The following is a 15,881-nucleotide window of genomic DNA, read 5'->3' as shown; positions in this document are numbered from 1 at the left end:
GTGGTGGCTACCCAAGTGAGGACCAGGACTACGACGACGGCTGCGACGGGGGCGGTGACTTCGCTGTGCGGGATGACTATGCACCCGCTGATGGGCTTCCTGTTCACCGAGGCCGAACCTCTTTCTCAACGCGTGGACTGGGTAAGTGCCCTGGCCAGATTCGCAGTCCGACCGGAGCGAGACTCAGTATGCGATAGCTGCCGCCAAGTCCGAGCCGGTCGGGGGTCACCAAGACGTCTGTCCATACCACACGCATAGGACAGCACCCCCACTCCGCACCCAACGGCTTTGAGCTGCGAAAACGGCACCTAAGCGTTGAAGTAGAGCTGTGACCAAGGTCACAGCCCATGCCCCCCGTTGCGGTCTATTTATCCGTCGTGTATCGCCTATCTCGGACCCAGTGAGCAGGCTTCTAGCGTTGACTCATTACAACCCCGAACCCATACTCGGGTCGACGGACCGCTTGCTTGGCTCAACGCGTGGACTGGGTAAGGGCCGCATGTGGGGGCTCTGGGTCGCAGCTCGGAGCCCCCAAAGCCATCCTTGTGGGCTCACTCGAATCGCGTCGTGCCCGACCCGTGCCCGATCTAGAGGGCAGCAAGGGCTACCAGCGGCCAAGCGCCCGACGCGTTCTAGTTCCTTATTCGCCTTGCGCAAAGGTCCAGTAGCGCCGTGGGCCATGAGCACAACCGATTCCCAAGCTGATGCTCGGCACCTTCCAAACTGACGGTGCTCACTCAGTCGGGTTGCTCTGCTGTGCGTAGCGGAAAGCAAGCCGTCTGATGATGGTCTCGCCCTCGGCTGCTGGTAGCCAGCTGGCTTCCGTGTGCGATTCGCTCTCTTCCCACTCGGGGATGTCGGCGGGGTCGTCGCGTCCGATGCCCAGCGACACATCGCTGTGGCGGGCGCGGAAGTAGAAGCGCTCACCGTTTGGCAGAGAGCCTTCCACCTGCACTGGAGCTGCCGCACAGGTCAGATGCGCCTGCCAGTTCTCACTCTGGAGAGTGGCGATGAGCTGGAGCCAGGATGCCACGTGCTCCTGGTGCCACCGCTGGCGCGCAGTCTCCTGATCCATGACGTTCATGGTGCTGCATCGGGACCTGGCTTTGTACATCGGGGAGCACGGGCTGAGTGACTAACTGAGTGACGACCGCGACGGACACACACGGACGTGCGGGGATGATGTCGGACGGTGTTCACTGCTCAGCGCTCGTCCTATGCCAGCTCACGAGATCGTGTTGGTTGCCTGGGGGTCAAGGAGTCGTCAGGGCTGCACGGACACCGGCAAGATGGCGGCGGATGACCGAGCCGGTCACCGCTGGCCAGGTGGAGCTGGTCACGCTCCGAATCGTCGGCTGCGGGCCGAGTAGGAGCGCAGGGCGCGGAGGAAGTCAATCTTTCGGAAGCCTGGCCAGTACACGTCGCAGAAGTACAGCTCGGAATAGGCGGCCTGCCAGAGTAGGAACCCGGACATGCGCCGTTCTCCGCTGGTACGGATGACGAGATCAGGGTCGGGCTGACCGCCGGTGTACAGGTGCGCCGCGAGATCGTCGGCGGTTAGCCGCTGCGCGACGTCTTCCAGTGTGGCGCCCGCTTGTGCTTCCTGATCGAGGAGAGAACGGACTGCGCTGACGATCTCCTCGCGGCCGTCGTAGCCGATGGCGACCGTGAGGTGGAAGTCGGCACCGCGTTCACCTGTGGCGTCTTCCGCGAGTTTCAGCGCGTGGCGTGTCGAGTCGGGTAGGACGTCGGCGCGGCCGGCCAAATGGAGCCGCCAGGGGTTGGACGGACGGAGGAGCGGCTCCGCGACGACCTCCTCGATCATCCGCATCAGGTTCTCCACCTCTTCGGATGCCCGCTTACGCATGTTGTCGACAGAGGCGACGAACAGGGTGACGTGATGAATGCCCATATCGGCGCACCAGGCCAGTACCTCGTGGATGTGCTCTGCGCCGTACCGGTGGCCGACTCCGGGGTCATCGAAGCCCGCCTGCCTGGCCCACCGGCGGTTGCCGTCCATGACCATGGCTACGTGCCGTGGCAGCGACTTACCGCCGAGCTGCATGCGCAGGCGGTGGGCGTAGAGCCGGTAGGCGGCACGGCGTAGGGGCTGCATCATGATCAAAGGAAACCACCTCATCGGCGCTGGCGTTGGCCCGGCTGCTCATGCATGAGACGACCCCCAGCGGGGCTGAGTAGCCACCGAAGTAGCCAAGGCGGCGTACCCGGCCGGAACACGCCGTACTTCGGCGGAACCGCTGAGCAGTGCCGGGCAAGGCTGAGGTACGTCTGACCGATCCTGGCAGCGTGGGGCACACAGGGGGCACAAGACACTGTCAAACGTCGTCAGCCAGCGACCAACAATGGCAGCCGGAGACGCCCCGTGAGCAGGTGCCGAGGGCCGTTCCCGCTGGTGGCGGCCTAGCGGCTCTAAGTTCCGCTTCAACGTCTGACGCAGGCTGGGTGACCAACTGGGTGACGACGGGCGCGAGCGACGCCGGACGTCCGTGGACTCCTGCGGACTGCTCGGACAGCTAACCACTGCTGCTGGTGCAGCTCACAGCCGGCTGGTGGTTCCTTCGGGACGAAGGGGTCAAGCTCCGCTAGGAGCCGGTCGACGGAGCTTGACATCCACAGGAGCATCGGGATGGGCGCAGCCTTTCGGTCGTTGAACCTGGGTGCGGTATCAATGCATTTGCGAGGGTAGCTAAATGTGATTTGCGTCACTCCAACTTGTTGTCTTGGCCCGGCTTCCTACACGCGCGCCCGCGCGCGTCCGGGCGCGCGTCCGGGCGCGCGTCGGGGCGCGCGCCCGCTAATAGATTGTGCAAGGTTCTGCTCCCGGCGCTTCGGTGGCTGCGCAACATGGCTTCGGGGGCATTCGTCGGCCCGTTTTCCACGCTTCCAATTGGGATGCGGGTGACGCGCCGGACACGCCGGCCAACTTGACCCTTGCTCACGTGTCGGCTGAGACTGATGCCGACCTCGGCGAGTTACAAGGGTGAAGTTCACCCAAAAGCAAGCGACGCCCGGGGCCTAGACCGGGCGTCGCTGGTGACTCTCCACTCAAGTGCGGCTACACAAGGGGGTGTCGTCAATTGGCGACGGTATCAGGGGCGCAAGCAGGGGACAACGGTGGTAGGGACCGACACGCGGTGATCCTGGCCTACCTGAAGACAGCGCCCGGGGTGTTGGGCGGGGTCGCGGCGACGGTTGCCGCCCTGACGGGATTGTTGACCATGGTTCTGAAATAGGTCGGTAGGAGGGGCGGTGACGGCCGCCCCTCCTATGCCCCGTGCGGCGAGGCAGCGAGAAGGCAGCGTGAGCCTTGATACGGGTCGAGCCCGAACGTCAGGCGACGACGGCCGAGACCTGCTTGTCGACGCGATTCGCCACCGCCTGGCACTGGCCGACAGCTTGCGTCCGCATCCCCCCGACGGAGGTCGGCACAACTCGTCGGCAGATTGGCTGTCGACAGCAGCGCTGACAGCAACCGCGCCGGACGGCGGCACGCTGACGAGTCCGGGCATGGACGAAGCTCCGAGCGTGCGGCCGTTCCCGGACGAGCGCGGACGACGTGCACAGAGCTTGTAAGCGAGATGTCGCCGGTTCGATCCCGGCCGGGGGCTCCAATTCCATCAGGCTTTTCCCAACCGGCTCTGCGGTGAGTCGACCGGTTGACAGCAACGGCACTCACGAGAGCTTCCTGTCGAGCTTGCCGGGCGCCTGACGCATGGCGTCGAGGTTGGTGTCGCGGGGTGGTCGTTCCTTCGGGACGAAGCGTCTCCTCTCACGTAGTCGATGGCCGCTCGTGAGAACACCTGCCGTGGGCCACACTTGAGGCGTGCGGAGGTCTCTGGGCAACGGCTGGTGGATCGAGCTCTCGCCTGCCTGGGTGCGGGAGCGCGCCAAAGACGGGGTCACAACGTGGCGCGTTCCTGGCCGCACGTTGCGGGTGGTGTCAGGAAGCCCGTGGCGCTGCGCCGATGGGGCCGACATCATCGCCTCGCTCGATGCCGAACTGCCGCCGAACCCGACAGGCAAGGTCGGCGAGGGTGGCCGAGACGGGATCGGTCACCGTGCCGCGTGGCTTTACCGCCAAGACGGCGATGTCAAGTTCAGCCTCTACGGCTACAACTTCATCGACGCGACGTACCTAGAGACGGTTTTCACCAGCGCCGACACGGCCGACCTCAGTTGGGCCTTCGACGCGTGGCGCTCGGTGACTCGATCCGCCGTCAGCGATCAGACGACGGGTCCGGCGGGTGACTAACTGAGTGACGATCGATGCGGACGTCAGCGGACGAGCAGGGACGATGGCGGACCGCGTTCCCAGGTCAAGCGCCACGTGCGGTGAACCGGGCGACGGCGTTGCGGAGGACGTCGACGGCGGTCATGGCTTTCTCGTCTTCACGGATCTCGACGTAGGCGACGCGGGAATGGTCGTCGATGACGGTGGGCACGAACGCGGTCCCGACTTTCGGTGCCCAGTTCTTGCCGCGGTTTCCGGTGCGCACGGGCCGGGCAGGCGGGAGCCATCGGTGTAGATCATCGCCGGGATGTTCTTGTCGTTGGGCGACTTGATGAACGCCGGTCGCCGGAGTTCATAGGCCTCGCCGATGCCGACCAAGGTGATCTCGCGGCGGGTAAGTCCACGACGACGACGTCGGCGAAGCTTGGTCCCGCATGAAGGTGATCAGCACGCAACCCGGCGGGTACTTCGAAAGTGCGAAGCTGGACGGTGCGTAGTCCGCGTCGGTGAGCGGCTTCGCGCAAGCTCTGAGCCGAGGCTGTCAGGCGCGGCGGCAGGACAAGTGTCACGGCCGATGATCCTGCCCGAATGCACCGCGACCGTTACAGCGGTTATCAGGCGTTCTGGTGCGGCCGGCGCGAGCGCGCTGTGGGCTGTCGACAGCAACGGGTATCCACCACGCTTCCCGCTGGCAGCAGCGCGCTCACTGCGTCGCGCGCGTGCGACGCGCGGCGACGTAGCGGCGCATCTTCTCGGCAGTTCCGCAGTCGTCCATGCTGCACCAGCGGCGACTGCGGTTCTTGCTCTCGTCGTTGAAGATGAAGCGGCAGCCTCCGCATCCCTTGATCCGGTCCAGCGCACCGGTGGTGAGCAGCTGGACCGCTGCGTGCACCACCGGCCGCAGAGGTCGGGCAAGCGTGTGGTCGTCTCGCCAGACCCAGTCGAACGTGCGGCCGTGCTCAAGTTGCGCGTGGCCGAGCGCGTCCGCTTCGTCGTCACGCAGCCGGGCCAGCGCAGACGTGGTCGGGGCTTCTCCAACGGTCAGCGGCCGGAACACCTCGTCGAGGTAGTCGCGGGTGTGCAGCGCTCGCGAGAAGGCAGCGCTGGAGCCTTCCGGGTCGTTGCGGGACAGCCGGCGCAAAGCTGTCGCCTCTCTGGGTGAGGGCGCCCGCGTGCACCCCCCAGGCGACCAGCTCCGGATAGCCGGTCAGCACGTCGTCGTCCGGGAGCCCGACGGGTGGACCGGAGCGCGTGTTGATGAAGTCCAGGGCGAGGTTGCCGCCCACCAGGTTCATCCGCGTGACGCCCTCGACTGTTTCCATCAAAACCCACTTTACCAGTTGACCGTCGGCAAGGGGGATCGCTAGCTTGTTTCTGGCGTACGTGATTTAGCCGGTAACAAGGGGAGGGTCGGATGGGCCACAGGCGAGCAGTGGGAGCACTGATCGGTTTGTCGGGCGGGACGTTCCTCTACACCACAGCGGAGGCGCTGCCGATCGGGCTGCTGCTCCCGATGGCCGCGGACCTTGCCGTCTCGCCGTCGCAGGTGGGCATGCTCGTCACCGCGTACGGCGCGGTGGTGGTCGTCGCCTCGATCCCGCTGACGGCGCTGGCCAGGAGAGTCCCCCGTCGGCGACTGCTGTCCGCGCTCCTGGCCGGCTTCGTGGTGAGCACCGCGATCACGGTGTTCGCGAGCTCGTTTGCGCTGCTGCTGGCGGCCAGGATGGCAACCGCGGCGACCCATGCGTTGTTCTGGGCGGTGGTAGTGCCGGCCGCGGCCGAGCTGTTCCGACCCGGACTGCGCGGTCGGGTGGTCGCGATCGTGTTCGCCGGCGGCAGCGTCGCTCTGGTCCTGGGCGTGCCTGCGGGCACCTGGCTGGGCGAACGCACCGGCTGGCGGGTGTCGTTCCTGGCGGTGGCCGGGCTCGGCGCGATCGTGCTCGTCGCGGTGGCCTCGCTCCTGCCGTCGACGCCACCCAACGAGGGACATGCCGCCCGGGGCGCGACACCCGACGTCTACCGCTTCTGGCTGCTGGTCGCGGTGGCCATCCTGGCAACCGCCGGTGCCATCGCCGGCTACACCTACGTCGCCCTCTTCGTCACCGAGGTCAGCGGGTTCGCCGCCTCGGCGGTCGGGGTCATCCTGCTGGTGCGCGGCGTTGCCAGCGTGCTCGGGATCCTCGCCGTCGGAGTGGTGGTGGACCGCAGCCCGTGGCTCGCCCTGGCTGCGACCGTCACGCTCCAGTCGGTGGCACTGCTCGGGCTGTACGCGGTCGGCCACCGTCCGGCGGCTGCCGTGGGCCTGCTCGCCCTGGCCGGGCTGGCGTTCGCGGCGTTCACCGCGGTACTCGGTGGCATTGTGCTCGAGGTTGCGCCCGGGCGCTCCGACCTCGCCGCCGCCACCGTCTCTGCCGCCGTCAACGTCGGCATCACCGGTGGCGCCCTGGTCGCCGGCCTCGCGCTACCGAGCCACGGTGTGCGCAGCACGGTGCTGCTCGGCGCGCTGCTCGGCGTCGTCGCTCTGATGATGGTCGCCGGTGCTTTCACCGGGCGGCGGCGCGCTACCCGACCGGCGAAGGCACCGGCGGTAGCCTGGGGCCAGGCGACGAGCGGAGTGGACGGGGGCCGATGAGTCGCGCGGTGGAGGAGTCGAACCGGGCGATGCTGCGTGCCCGGGACGCGATGGACCGGGCGTACGCCGAGCCGCTGGACATCCCCGCGTACGTGGTGGCGAACCTGGTCGCGATCAAGGACGAGACCCGGAACGGGGGACTGTTGACGATGTGAGGTGAGGCGGGCTGACCGTGATCCGTCGCAGCTCGGACGGCCCGTCGACGCTCGTCGCGCTGAACGACGTCACCGACCTGCCGCCCGAGCTGCGTGCCACCGGCCCGCCAGACGACTACCGGATCCGACCGGCGATCAGCTGAGCAGCTTCACCACGGCGTCGGCCACGGCGCGGGCGGACTGCGGGTTCTGACCGGTCACCAGGCGGCCGTCGACCACCGCGTGCTCGGTGAAGTCCGGCGCCGGTACGTGCTGCGCGCCAGCCTCGGTGAGCTTGTCGGCGAGCAGGAAAGGCACCTCGTCGGTGAGGCCGACGGAGGCCTCCTCGCTGTTCGTGAAGCCGGCCACCCGCTTGCCGGCGACGAGCCGGGAGCCGTCGGTGAGGGTCAGGTTCACCAGCGCCGCCGGACCGTGGCAGACGGCGGCCACCACGCCGCCGCGCTCGTGGACCGAGCGGGCGATGCGGGCCAGGTCGGGGTCGTCGGGGAAGTCCCACATGGTGCCGTGACCTCCGGCGAAGAGGATCACGTCGTACCCGGCCGGGTCGACGTCGGCGGCCCTCGGGGTGTCCGTTACGCCGGCGGTGGCGAGGAAGTCGTTCTGGGTGCTGTCGTTCTCGTCCCGGCCGTCTACCGGCGGCTCGCCGCCGGCCACGGACACCAGGTCTACGTCGTAGCCAGCGGCCCGGAACACCTCCCACGGCTCGGCGGCCTCGCCGACGTAGTAGCCGGTCGAGCGGCCGGTGCGGCCCAGCTCGGAGTGACTGGTCAGGGCGATGAGTGCACGAGTCATGCCCTCCATGCTGGCGTGGCCGGTCCGTCCCGGCCATAGGCCGATGTCACAGCGGAGACGGGTTTGAAAGCCGGGTCACCGGGGTCGGCGGTAGCCTGGGGCCGGGCAACGAGCAGGGCGGGACGGGGGCCGATGAGCCGCGCGGCAGAGGAGTCGAACCGGGCGATGCTGCGTGCCCGGGACGCGATGGACCGGGCGTACGCCGAGCCGCTGGACATCCCGGCGCTGGCCCGGATCGCGCTCGTCTCTGAGGCGCACTTCATCCGGACTTTCCGGGCCACGTTCGGTGAGACCCCGCACCGCTACCTGCAACGCCGCAGGGTGGAGCGCGCGATGGCACTGCTCGTGGAGTCGAACCGGGACGTGACGGACATCTGCTATGCCGTCGGCTTCGGCAGCCTGGGCACGTTCAGCCGTACGTTCCGGCAGATCGTCGGGGAGTCGCCCTCGGATTTCCGGCGGCACCGCGTCGCGGCGGCCAATGTGCCGTCGTGCTTCGCCAAAGCGTGGACCCGACCCAGCAGTTTTGGATAAGCCGCAGGTCACGGTCTACCTCTAGCGTCATGGGCATGACGATGAACGCGATCAGCCGCTCCCAGATCTACGTCCTCGACCAGGACGCCGCGCTTGACTTCTATGTCAACAAGCTCGGCATGGAGGTCAACACCGACCAGGACCTCGGTTTCATGCGGTGGTTGACGGTCAACCTCCCCGGCGACCCGGAACGCGAGATCCTGCTGGAGAAGCCGGGCCCGCCCGCACTGGACCCGGCCACCGCCGAGCAGGTCCGGGAGCTGCTCACCAAGGGTGCCCTCGGCGGGTACCTCTTCATGACCACCGACGACGCCCGCAAGACGCACGAGGATCTTGTGGCGAAGGGCGTCGAGATCACCGACGAGCCGACCGAGCGCCCGTACGGGATCGACTTCGGCATCCGGGATCCGTTCGGCAACCGGATCCGAATCGGCCAGATGTTCCCACGGGCGTAGGGGAGCCGACGATGAGCCAGGCCGCACCTTTCCCGCTGGTAGGACCGGCCGCTGTCGGTCGGGACCGCGCACTGCTGATCGGCGGTGTGCTGGCCGGCCCGATCTTCGTCGGCTCGGCGATCGTGCAGGCGTCGACCCGGGACGGCTTCGACTTTCGCCGGCATCCGGTCAGCGTGTTGAGCACCGGCGAGCTGGGCTGGATCCAGATCGTCACGTTCCTGGTCACCGGCGCGCTCTGCGCGCTGGCCGCCGACGCGCTGCGCCGCCGTACCGGCGGAGGCGGCGGGTCGGTCTGGCTTCCCCGGCTGCTCGCGCTGTACGGGCTGGGCCTGATCGGCGCGGCGATCTTCAGCGCCGACCCGGCCGACGGGTTCCCGGTCGGCACGCCCCGGGGCGCCGGTCAGATCAGCTGGCACGGCGGCCTGCACTTCCTGGTGGCGGCGGTCGCCTTCGTGTCGCTGATCGCGGCGACCGTGGTGGCGGGCCGTCGGGCCGCACGGCAGGGGGCACGTGGTCGAGCCGCGTACAGCCTGGTGATCGGGGTCTTCTTCGCGGTGACCTGGGTCGCCCTGATCGTCCGACCGGCGCCGGCCGTGATGGTGGCGTTCGGTCTGGCGGTGACGGCCGGTTGGCTGTGGGTGTCGGTCACCTTCGCGCGAGCGGCGTCCGGCCAGGCCGACTGAGCTGACGCACGCAGGCCCGGGAGGTGCGGGGTGGAGCCCGCACCTCCCGGTGTGTTGAGGTGGGCGGCATGGTGACTCGCCTGCTGTACCTCGCCCGACACGCCGAGCAGGACCTGACCGCGCTGCGGGAGTCGGATGCGGGTGAACCGGACACCGGCCTGACGGAGCGCGGCCAGCAGCAGGCCACGCTGCTCGGCGAGCGCCTGCGAGGCCGCCGGTTCGCCGCCGTCCACCACGGACCGCTGCGCCGGGCCGCGCAAACCGCCGAGCTGATCGCCAGGTCGCTGCCCGAAGCTCCGGTGTACGCGACGGAGCTGGCCGGCGACCACCTCCCACACGACACGGACCCGGCCAGCCTGCCGCCCGCGTACGCCACATTCCTGGCGCAGTTCTCGGCTGCCGAGCGGGCCGACGGGCCGCGGGTGACGGCGGAGGCCGTGCGGCGGTTCGCCGGCCCGGTCCCCGGGGAGGCTCCCGATGGCGAGCCGGTCCGCGAGCTGGTCGTGACGCACACCTTCCTGATCGCCTGGCTGGTGCGGCACGCCCTCGACGCGCCGGAGCGGCGATGGCTGGGCTTGAACCTGCACAACGCGGGGTTGACGGTGATCCGGTACAGCTCCGGTGGCCCACCCAACCTGATCGCCCTCAACGACGTGGCCCACCTGCCGCCGGAGCTGCGTGCAACCGGCCTGCCTCCGGACTACGTGGTCTGAGTGCCGGTGGCCCGCAGCAGCAGCTCGACCAGCGCGCGGGTGGCCGGCAGTTGTTGCGCGTCGTCGCTGGGGCAGTCGTCGTACCCGATCTCGGTGGTGCCGACGGTCAGCCGGTAGCTGAACACGTCTGTGCAGATGGTCGCGCCGGCCGTCTGGCGGGCCTCGGCGGCCAGCCGGGCGTCGGCGGTAAGCCCGCGCAGCCGGCCGAGGTCGGCGGCGTTGAGTTGGCCGGTACGCCGCCCGCCGGCGCGGTCCACAGCCGTCCACCGGCCGTCCGGTTCGACGGTCACGGTGTCAGCGCGGCCGGCGAAGCCGCCGGAGCGAAGCAGCATCACCCGCGTCGGCGCGCTATCGGTGGCGGGCGGCCCGGTCGGCAACGTGGAGGCGGGGCCCGCGGTTGGCGTCGGCGGGGCGTCGGTGGCCGGCCCGGTCGGGGCGGGGTCGGCGCTGGTCGGCGGCTGGTCACGAGCGGCGCCGGTGCGGTCGGTGCTGGTGCAGCCGGCCAGGAGCGCGACCAGTAGGGCGAACGTGACGCCGGCTGTCGAGACGGGTCTCATGTCCGTCGGACGTGCTGGGGCAGGTATTGGTTCCCTCGTCAAGCCCCTCATCCGTTCGGCCAATGTCGATGCCTGACATCGGTTCAGGGCTTCTCTTTTCTTCAACACATGGCTATATCTACATGCGTGACTACCTCCGTCACATCCTTCTCCTCTCAGGAGCGCACTTGAAAAGAGCTCTTGCCGCCGTCAGTGCAGTGCTGCTCACCAGCGGCCTGCTGACCTGCGTCGTCACCACGGCGCACGCGGCCCCGCCCACCTCTCCCGCGCCGGACGCCTCCGCCGCGGCCCGAGCGGCAACCGTCCTACGAGCGAACCCCGGCGCCGTCCAGGGTTCGAGCGCCGAGTCCTACCAGGTGCGCAGCACCAAGGTGGACCCCAGCGGCGCGGCCCACACCCGCTACACCAGGACCTATCAGGGCCTACGGGTGTACGGCGGTGACTTCGTCATCCACACCGCGCCGAACGGCACGTACGCCGGCAGTTCGGTGGGGCTGGCCGCGCCGCTGACCCTCGCCACCTCGGCCAGGACCACCGCGGCGGCCGCGAAGAAGGCCGCCAGCGCCCGGTTCGTCGGTAAGGCCGAGGCGGTGGGCACGCCGGAGCTGTTCGTGGACGCCAGTTCCGGGCAGGGTCGACTGGCCTGGGAGACCGTGGTCAGCGGGTGGCAGCCCGACGGGCAGACCCCGTCCCGGCTGCACGTGATCACCGACGCCGCCACCGGCACGACCGTCGGGTCGTACGACGAGATCGAGTCGGTGGTCGGCAGCGGCCAGGGCATCTACACCGGCGCGGTCAGCATCGACACGACGCTCTCCGGCAGCACCTACCAGATGATCGATCCGTCGCACGGCAACGGCCGTACCTGCGACATGAACAACGGCACGTCGAGCTGCACCACCTTCACCGACGCGGACAACGCGTGGGGCACCGGGGCCAACTCCAACCGGCAGTCCGCCGGCGTGGACGCGCACTTCGGCGCGGCGAAGACGTTCGACTACTTCAAGAACGTGCACGCCCGCAACGGCATCTTCGGCAACGGCTCCGGCGTGCCGAGCCGGGTGCACTACGGCAACAACTACGTCAACGCCTTCTGGGACGGCGCCCAGATGACCTACGGTGACGGCTCCAGCAACTCCCGCCCCCTCGTCTCGCTGGACGTGGCTGGGCACGAGATGAGCCACGGTGTCACCGAAGCGCTGGCCGGCCTCGTCTACTCCGGCGAATCCGGCGGCCTCAACGAGGCCACCAGTGACATCTTCGGCAACATGGTGGAGTTCTACGCCGCCGCGCCGAGCGACCCGGGCGACTACCAGGTCGGCGAGAAGATCAACATCAACAACAACGGCACGCCGCTGCGCTACATGTACAACCCGTCGCTGGACGGCTCGTCCGACAGCTGCTGGTCCACCAGCACCAAGAACAAGGACGTGCACTACTCCTCCGGCGTGGCCAACCACTTCTTCTTCAACCTGGCCGAGGGCACCGGCGCCACCTCGTACGGCACCTCCCCGGTCTGCGGTTCCGCCCCCGCGGTGACCGGCATCGGCCGGGCCAAGGCCGAGAAGATCTGGTACCGGGCGCTGGACGTCTACTTCACGTCCAACACGGCGTACGTCAGCACCAGCAACCCGGCGAACACCTCCCGCGCGTACAGCCTGCGGGCAGCCACCGACCTGTACGGAAGCTGCTCCACCGAGTACAAGGCCGTGCAGGCCGCCTGGACCGCGGTGAACGTGGCCGGCAGCGACTCGGCCTGCTCGACCGGCAACGACTTCTCGGTCGCGCTCTCGCCGACCGCCGGCTCGGTCAACCCGGGCAGCGCGGTCTCCACCACCGTGTCCACCGCCACCACCAGTGGCTCGGCGCAGACGGTGACGTTCTCCGCGTCCGGCCTGCCCAGCGGGGCCAGCGCCGCGTTCAGCCCCGCCTCGGTGACCTCGGGCGGCTCGTCCACCCTCACCATCAGCACCACGGCGAGCACCCCGCCCGGCACCTACTCGATCACCGTGAACGGTGCGGGCGCGGTCACCCGCAGCGCCACCTACCGGCTCACCGTGAACGGCACCGGCGGTGGCTGCACCGCGCCGGGGCAGAAGCTGGCCAACCCGGGCTTCGAGTCCGGCGCGACCGGTTGGACCGCCAGCTCTGGCGTCATCACCAGTGCCAGCGGCCAGGCCGCCCGCACCGGGTCGTACAAGGCATGGCTGAACGGGTACGGCAGCACCCGCACCGAGACGCTCGCCCAGTCGGTGAGCCTGCCGGCCGGCTGCTCGTCGTACGCGCTCAGCTTCTGGCTGCACATCGACTCGGCCGAGACCACCACCAGCGTCGCTTACGACAAGCTCAACGTGCAGGTGCTGAACTCGAGCGGAACCGTTCTGGCCACGCTGGCGACCTACTCGAACCTGAACAAGGCCACCGGCTACAGCCAGAAGTCCTTCTCCCTGGCGGCGTACGCCGGCCAGACCGTCAACCTGAAGTTCACCGGCACCGAGGACTCCTCGTTGCAGACGTCCTTCGTGGTCGACGACACCGCGTTGACCGTCTCCTGACCTGACCGCGGGCCCAGCGACCGCCCCTCGGGGTGGCCGCTGGGCCCGCGCCGTTATGGTCGCCGTATGTCGGACGCGGAGTTGACCGTCGAGGTGACCGGACCGGTCGCAACCGTGGTGATCCACAACCCGGCCCGGCGCAACGCGATGACCGCAGCCATGTGGCGTCAGCTCCCCGAACTGCTCGACCGGCTGGAACCCGACCCGGGCGTACGGGCGTTGGTGCTCACCGGCGCGGGCGACGCCTTCTGCGCGGGTGCCGACCTCGGCGACCTGGCCGAGCTGTTGGACGCCGGCGACGCCAGCATCGCGGTGGCCGCCGAGGAGCGGCTGGCCAGTTTCGCCAAGCCGACCGTCGCAGCCATCCGAGGCGCCTGCGTCGGGGGTGGCGCTCAGCTCGCGGTCGCCTGCGACCTGCGGATCGCTGCGGACGACGCCCGGTTCGGCGTACCGCCGGCCCGGCTCGGTCTGGTCTATCCGGCACCGACGACGCGCCGGCTGGCCCGGCTGGTCGGCCCGTCCGCCGCCAAGCATCTGCTGTTCACCGCCGAGCTGATCGACTCCGAGCGCGCCCTGCGGATCGGCCTGGTCGACGAGGTGCTGCCTGCCGATCGGCTCGCCGGGCGGGTGGACGAACTGGTGATGACGATCGCCCAGCGGTCACCACTGAGCGTCGCCGCCGCCAAGGAGATCATCGACGACCGTGCCGGGCCCGCGCGGATCGCCTGGTGGCACCGGAAGGTGGCGACCACCGGCGAGGCCCGCGAGGGGGTCGCGGCGATGGCCGAGCGGCGTACGCCCCGCTTCGCCTGGCGGGAACCGGCCGACGACTGACCAGTCTGTGCCGTCGCGCTTGCGGTCGGTGTCGCTGTGGGTGGGCAGAACATCGGCATCCAGCCGGCGGAGCACTTATCGCAACACCTCGATCCGGGGTGGCCCGCCGCCGGTCGGTACGGCAGGCTGTCGGTCGTGCAGCGTGATCAGTTGCTTGCGGGGCGCTACCGGCTCCTGGAACGCCTCGGCAGTGGTGGCATGTCCGCGGTGCACCGGGCGTACGACGAGGTGCTCGAACGGGACGTCGCGGTGAAGGTGCTCGTCGCCACCGACCACAACGCGCGGCAGCGGATCCGGGCTGAGGCCAAGGCCGCGGCCCGTCTGTCGCACCCGCATGTCACCAGCGTCTACGACTTCGGCGAGTCGTTGGTCGACGGTGCCCAGGTCCCGTTCGTGGTGATGGAGATGCTCGGCGGTCACACCCTCGAACAACGGCTGGCGGCCGGGCCGTTGCCGCCCCGCGCGGGTCTGCGGGTCTGCGCCCAGGTGGCTTCCGCGCTGGCCGCCGCGCACGACCAGGATCTGGTGCACCGCGACATCAAGCCGGGCAACGTGATGCTCACGCCCACCGGCGCGAAGGTTCTCGACTTCGGCATCGCGGCGGCCGCCGGTGAGTCGGAGATCGACTTCGAGGGTCGACTGTTGGGCACCCCGGCCTACCTGGCCCCGGAGCGACTGGAGGCCGGCGAGGTGTTGCCGGCCTGCGACGTGTACGCCCTCGGCCTGCTGCTGCACCGGGTGCTCACCGGCCGGCTGCCGTGGCCCGCCGAGGCGCAGACCGGGATGCTCCGCGCCCACACGCACGTCGAGCCGGATCCGTTGCCCCCGGTCGACGGCGTACCGCCCGAGGTGCACCGGCTCTACCGCTGGTGCCTGGCCCGCGACCCCGTCGACCGGCCGCCGGCCGTCGAGGCGACCCGCATCCTGCTCGCCGCCGCCAGCGCAGCGACTGCCGTGGTCGAGGCGGCCGGCGCTGTCGACCCGGCGGCCGACGGGACCGAGCAGCCCGGCGACACGCCCGCCGATGCGAGCGAGCCGACCGGGCCGAAGGTCGAGCCGGCCGGGCCGAAGGTCGAGCCGGGCGAGGCGGCTGCCGGGTCCACTTCCCGGCGAGGAGCATGGCGTCGGGGGCGGGCCGTGCTGGCGGTCAGCTGCGCGGTGATCGCCGCGGTGGCGATTGCCGGGTCGCTCGGTGACTCGCACAACCGCCGGCTGGGGCAGAAGGGGTCCTCGACGGGGATCGGCCCGGGCACCACCACTGTGGGAATGCCGCGCAGTGAGGAGCCGGCCGACACCGGACCGGCCGCCGTCCCGCCGGCCGGGAGCACCGCGCCCGCTTCCCGGTCAGCCCCTCGGGCCAGGCCGAGCCCGACCGTCACCACCCCCGGGCCGACCCCGACCAGGGCTGCGCCCACGCCCACCCCCACCCCTGGCTCGGGTGCGTCCGTGGACGCGCGAGGCGGGACGGTCACCATTCGCTGCGTCGGGAAGTCCGTCGAGGTGCTCGCGGTGACGCTCGTGCCCGGGTTCCGGGTCGAGGCGTACGACCCGGGCCCGGCGAAGCAGATCCAGGTCGAGCTGGTCTCCTCCGAGCACCGCAGTGAGATCCGGGTGCGCTGCCCCGGCGGCAGCCCGAAATCGAGGGTCAGGGAACGCGCTGTCTGACCGGGGGCCGGCGGGTGCCGCGCCCGGGACGTACCCGGAACGCGGCCCCCCGTT

At 69.6% G+C, this 15,881-nt stretch carries 16 protein-coding genes and 2 pseudogenes; 11 read left to right on the top strand and 7 right to left on the bottom strand.

Annotated elements, in window-relative coordinates:
* Positions 1–733: 733 nt before the first annotated feature.
* A complete protein-coding gene (locus AC3CF1_RS17420) occupies positions 734–1,075 on the bottom strand; it encodes a hypothetical protein (RefSeq protein WP_488450851.1) in 342 nt (113 codons plus the stop codon).
* Positions 1,076–1,336: 261 nt separating this feature from the next.
* On the bottom strand, positions 1,337–2,119 hold the full coding sequence (uppS, locus tag AC3CF1_RS17415; protein WP_488452094.1) for a polyprenyl diphosphate synthase: 783 nt from the start codon (positions 2,117–2,119) through the stop codon (positions 1,337–1,339).
* Positions 2,120–3,844: 1,725 nt separating this feature from the next.
* Here uppS and AC3CF1_RS17410 point away from each other — a divergent pair.
* A complete protein-coding gene (locus AC3CF1_RS17410) occupies positions 3,845–4,273 on the top strand; it encodes a hypothetical protein (protein ID WP_488450850.1) in 429 nt (142 codons plus the stop codon).
* Positions 4,274–4,343: 70 nt separating this feature from the next.
* Here the strand turns inward: AC3CF1_RS17410 and AC3CF1_RS17405 are convergent.
* From AC3CF1_RS17405 to AC3CF1_RS17395, 3 genes and pseudogenes are all read right to left on the bottom strand, one after another.
* Positions 4,344–4,502, bottom strand: a pseudogene (locus AC3CF1_RS17405) (IS481 family transposase); the annotation flags it as partial.
* A 74-nt stretch (positions 4,503–4,576) separates the two neighbouring features.
* Positions 4,577–4,630 (bottom strand): annotated as a pseudogene (locus AC3CF1_RS17400) (hypothetical protein); the annotation flags it as partial.
* Between the two features lie 325 nt (positions 4,631–4,955).
* Complete coding sequence (locus AC3CF1_RS17395; RefSeq protein WP_488450849.1) at positions 4,956–5,393, bottom strand: CGNR zinc finger domain-containing protein; 438 nt, start codon at positions 5,391–5,393, stop codon at positions 4,956–4,958.
* Positions 5,394–5,666: 273 nt separating this feature from the next.
* On the opposite strand from AC3CF1_RS17395, the gene AC3CF1_RS17390 reads away from it, so the two are divergent.
* The 3 genes from AC3CF1_RS17390 to AC3CF1_RS17380 are packed head-to-tail and all read left to right on the top strand — an operon-like array spanning position 5,667 to position 7,182.
* The gene (locus tag AC3CF1_RS17390; RefSeq protein WP_488450848.1) at positions 5,667–6,884 is read left to right on the top strand and encodes an MFS transporter; all 1,218 of its coding nucleotides are present in this window, start codon (positions 5,667–5,669) and stop codon (positions 6,882–6,884) included.
* Entirely contained in the window at positions 6,881–7,039 is a 159-nt protein-coding gene (locus tag AC3CF1_RS17385; protein ID WP_328369570.1) for a hypothetical protein, read from the top strand. Before AC3CF1_RS17390 ends, AC3CF1_RS17385 begins: the two co-directional genes overlap by 4 nt.
* A 17-nt stretch (positions 7,040–7,056) precedes the next feature.
* Complete coding sequence (locus AC3CF1_RS17380) at positions 7,057–7,182, top strand: hypothetical protein (RefSeq protein WP_488450846.1); 126 nt, start codon at positions 7,057–7,059, stop codon at positions 7,180–7,182.
* Here AC3CF1_RS17380 and AC3CF1_RS17375 read toward each other — a convergent pair.
* Entirely contained in the window at positions 7,175–7,831 is a 657-nt protein-coding gene (locus tag AC3CF1_RS17375; RefSeq protein ID WP_231927158.1) for a type 1 glutamine amidotransferase domain-containing protein, read from the bottom strand. The two genes, AC3CF1_RS17380 and AC3CF1_RS17375, sit on opposite strands and share 8 nt — an antisense overlap.
* Positions 7,832–7,963: 132 nt before the next feature.
* Between AC3CF1_RS17375 and AC3CF1_RS17370 the strand changes: the two genes are divergently transcribed.
* The 4 genes from AC3CF1_RS17370 to AC3CF1_RS17355 all read left to right on the top strand — a co-directional run bounded on the left by AC3CF1_RS17370 (position 7,964) and on the right by AC3CF1_RS17355 (position 10,216).
* On the top strand, positions 7,964–8,365 hold the full coding sequence (locus AC3CF1_RS17370) for a helix-turn-helix domain-containing protein (protein WP_355159326.1): 402 nt from the start codon (positions 7,964–7,966) through the stop codon (positions 8,363–8,365).
* A 35-nt stretch (positions 8,366–8,400) separates the two neighbouring features.
* A complete protein-coding gene (locus AC3CF1_RS17365; protein ID WP_088952055.1) occupies positions 8,401–8,820 on the top strand; it encodes a VOC family protein in 420 nt (139 codons plus the stop codon).
* A gap of 11 nt (positions 8,821–8,831) precedes the next feature.
* Positions 8,832–9,503, top strand: coding sequence for a DUF998 domain-containing protein (locus tag AC3CF1_RS17360; protein ID WP_355159324.1), 672 nt, complete (start codon positions 8,832–8,834; stop codon positions 9,501–9,503).
* A 68-nt stretch (positions 9,504–9,571) separates the two neighbouring features.
* A complete protein-coding gene (locus AC3CF1_RS17355) occupies positions 9,572–10,216 on the top strand; it encodes a histidine phosphatase family protein (protein ID WP_488450845.1) in 645 nt (214 codons plus the stop codon).
* Here AC3CF1_RS17355 and AC3CF1_RS17350 read toward each other — a convergent pair.
* Positions 10,204–10,773 carry a hypothetical protein gene (locus tag AC3CF1_RS17350; RefSeq protein WP_354981782.1) on the bottom strand — a complete coding sequence of 190 codons (570 nt, stop codon included), beginning with the start codon at positions 10,771–10,773 and terminating at the stop codon, positions 10,204–10,206. The genes AC3CF1_RS17355 and AC3CF1_RS17350 overlap by 13 nt on opposite strands.
* Positions 10,774–10,940: 167 nt before the next feature.
* On the opposite strand from AC3CF1_RS17350, the gene AC3CF1_RS17345 reads away from it, so the two are divergent.
* The 3 genes from AC3CF1_RS17345 (at position 10,941) to AC3CF1_RS17335 (ending at position 15,827) form a co-directional block, all read left to right on the top strand.
* A complete protein-coding gene (locus AC3CF1_RS17345) occupies positions 10,941–13,328 on the top strand; it encodes a M4 family metallopeptidase (RefSeq protein ID WP_488450844.1) in 2,388 nt (795 codons plus the stop codon).
* Positions 13,329–13,394: 66 nt separating this feature from the next.
* The gene (locus tag AC3CF1_RS17340; protein WP_488450843.1) at positions 13,395–14,162 is read left to right on the top strand and encodes an enoyl-CoA hydratase/isomerase family protein; all 768 of its coding nucleotides are present in this window, start codon (positions 13,395–13,397) and stop codon (positions 14,160–14,162) included.
* A 135-nt stretch (positions 14,163–14,297) separates the two neighbouring features.
* Positions 14,298–15,827: a serine/threonine-protein kinase gene (locus tag AC3CF1_RS17335; protein WP_488450842.1), complete on the top strand. Its 1,530-nt coding sequence runs from the start codon at positions 14,298–14,300 to the stop codon at positions 15,825–15,827.
* Positions 15,828–15,881: the final 54 nt, after the last annotated feature.

Source organism: Micromonospora sp. MGP-C2 (assembly GCF_057766525.1).
This window is presented reverse-complemented; position numbering and strand designations above follow the sequence as displayed.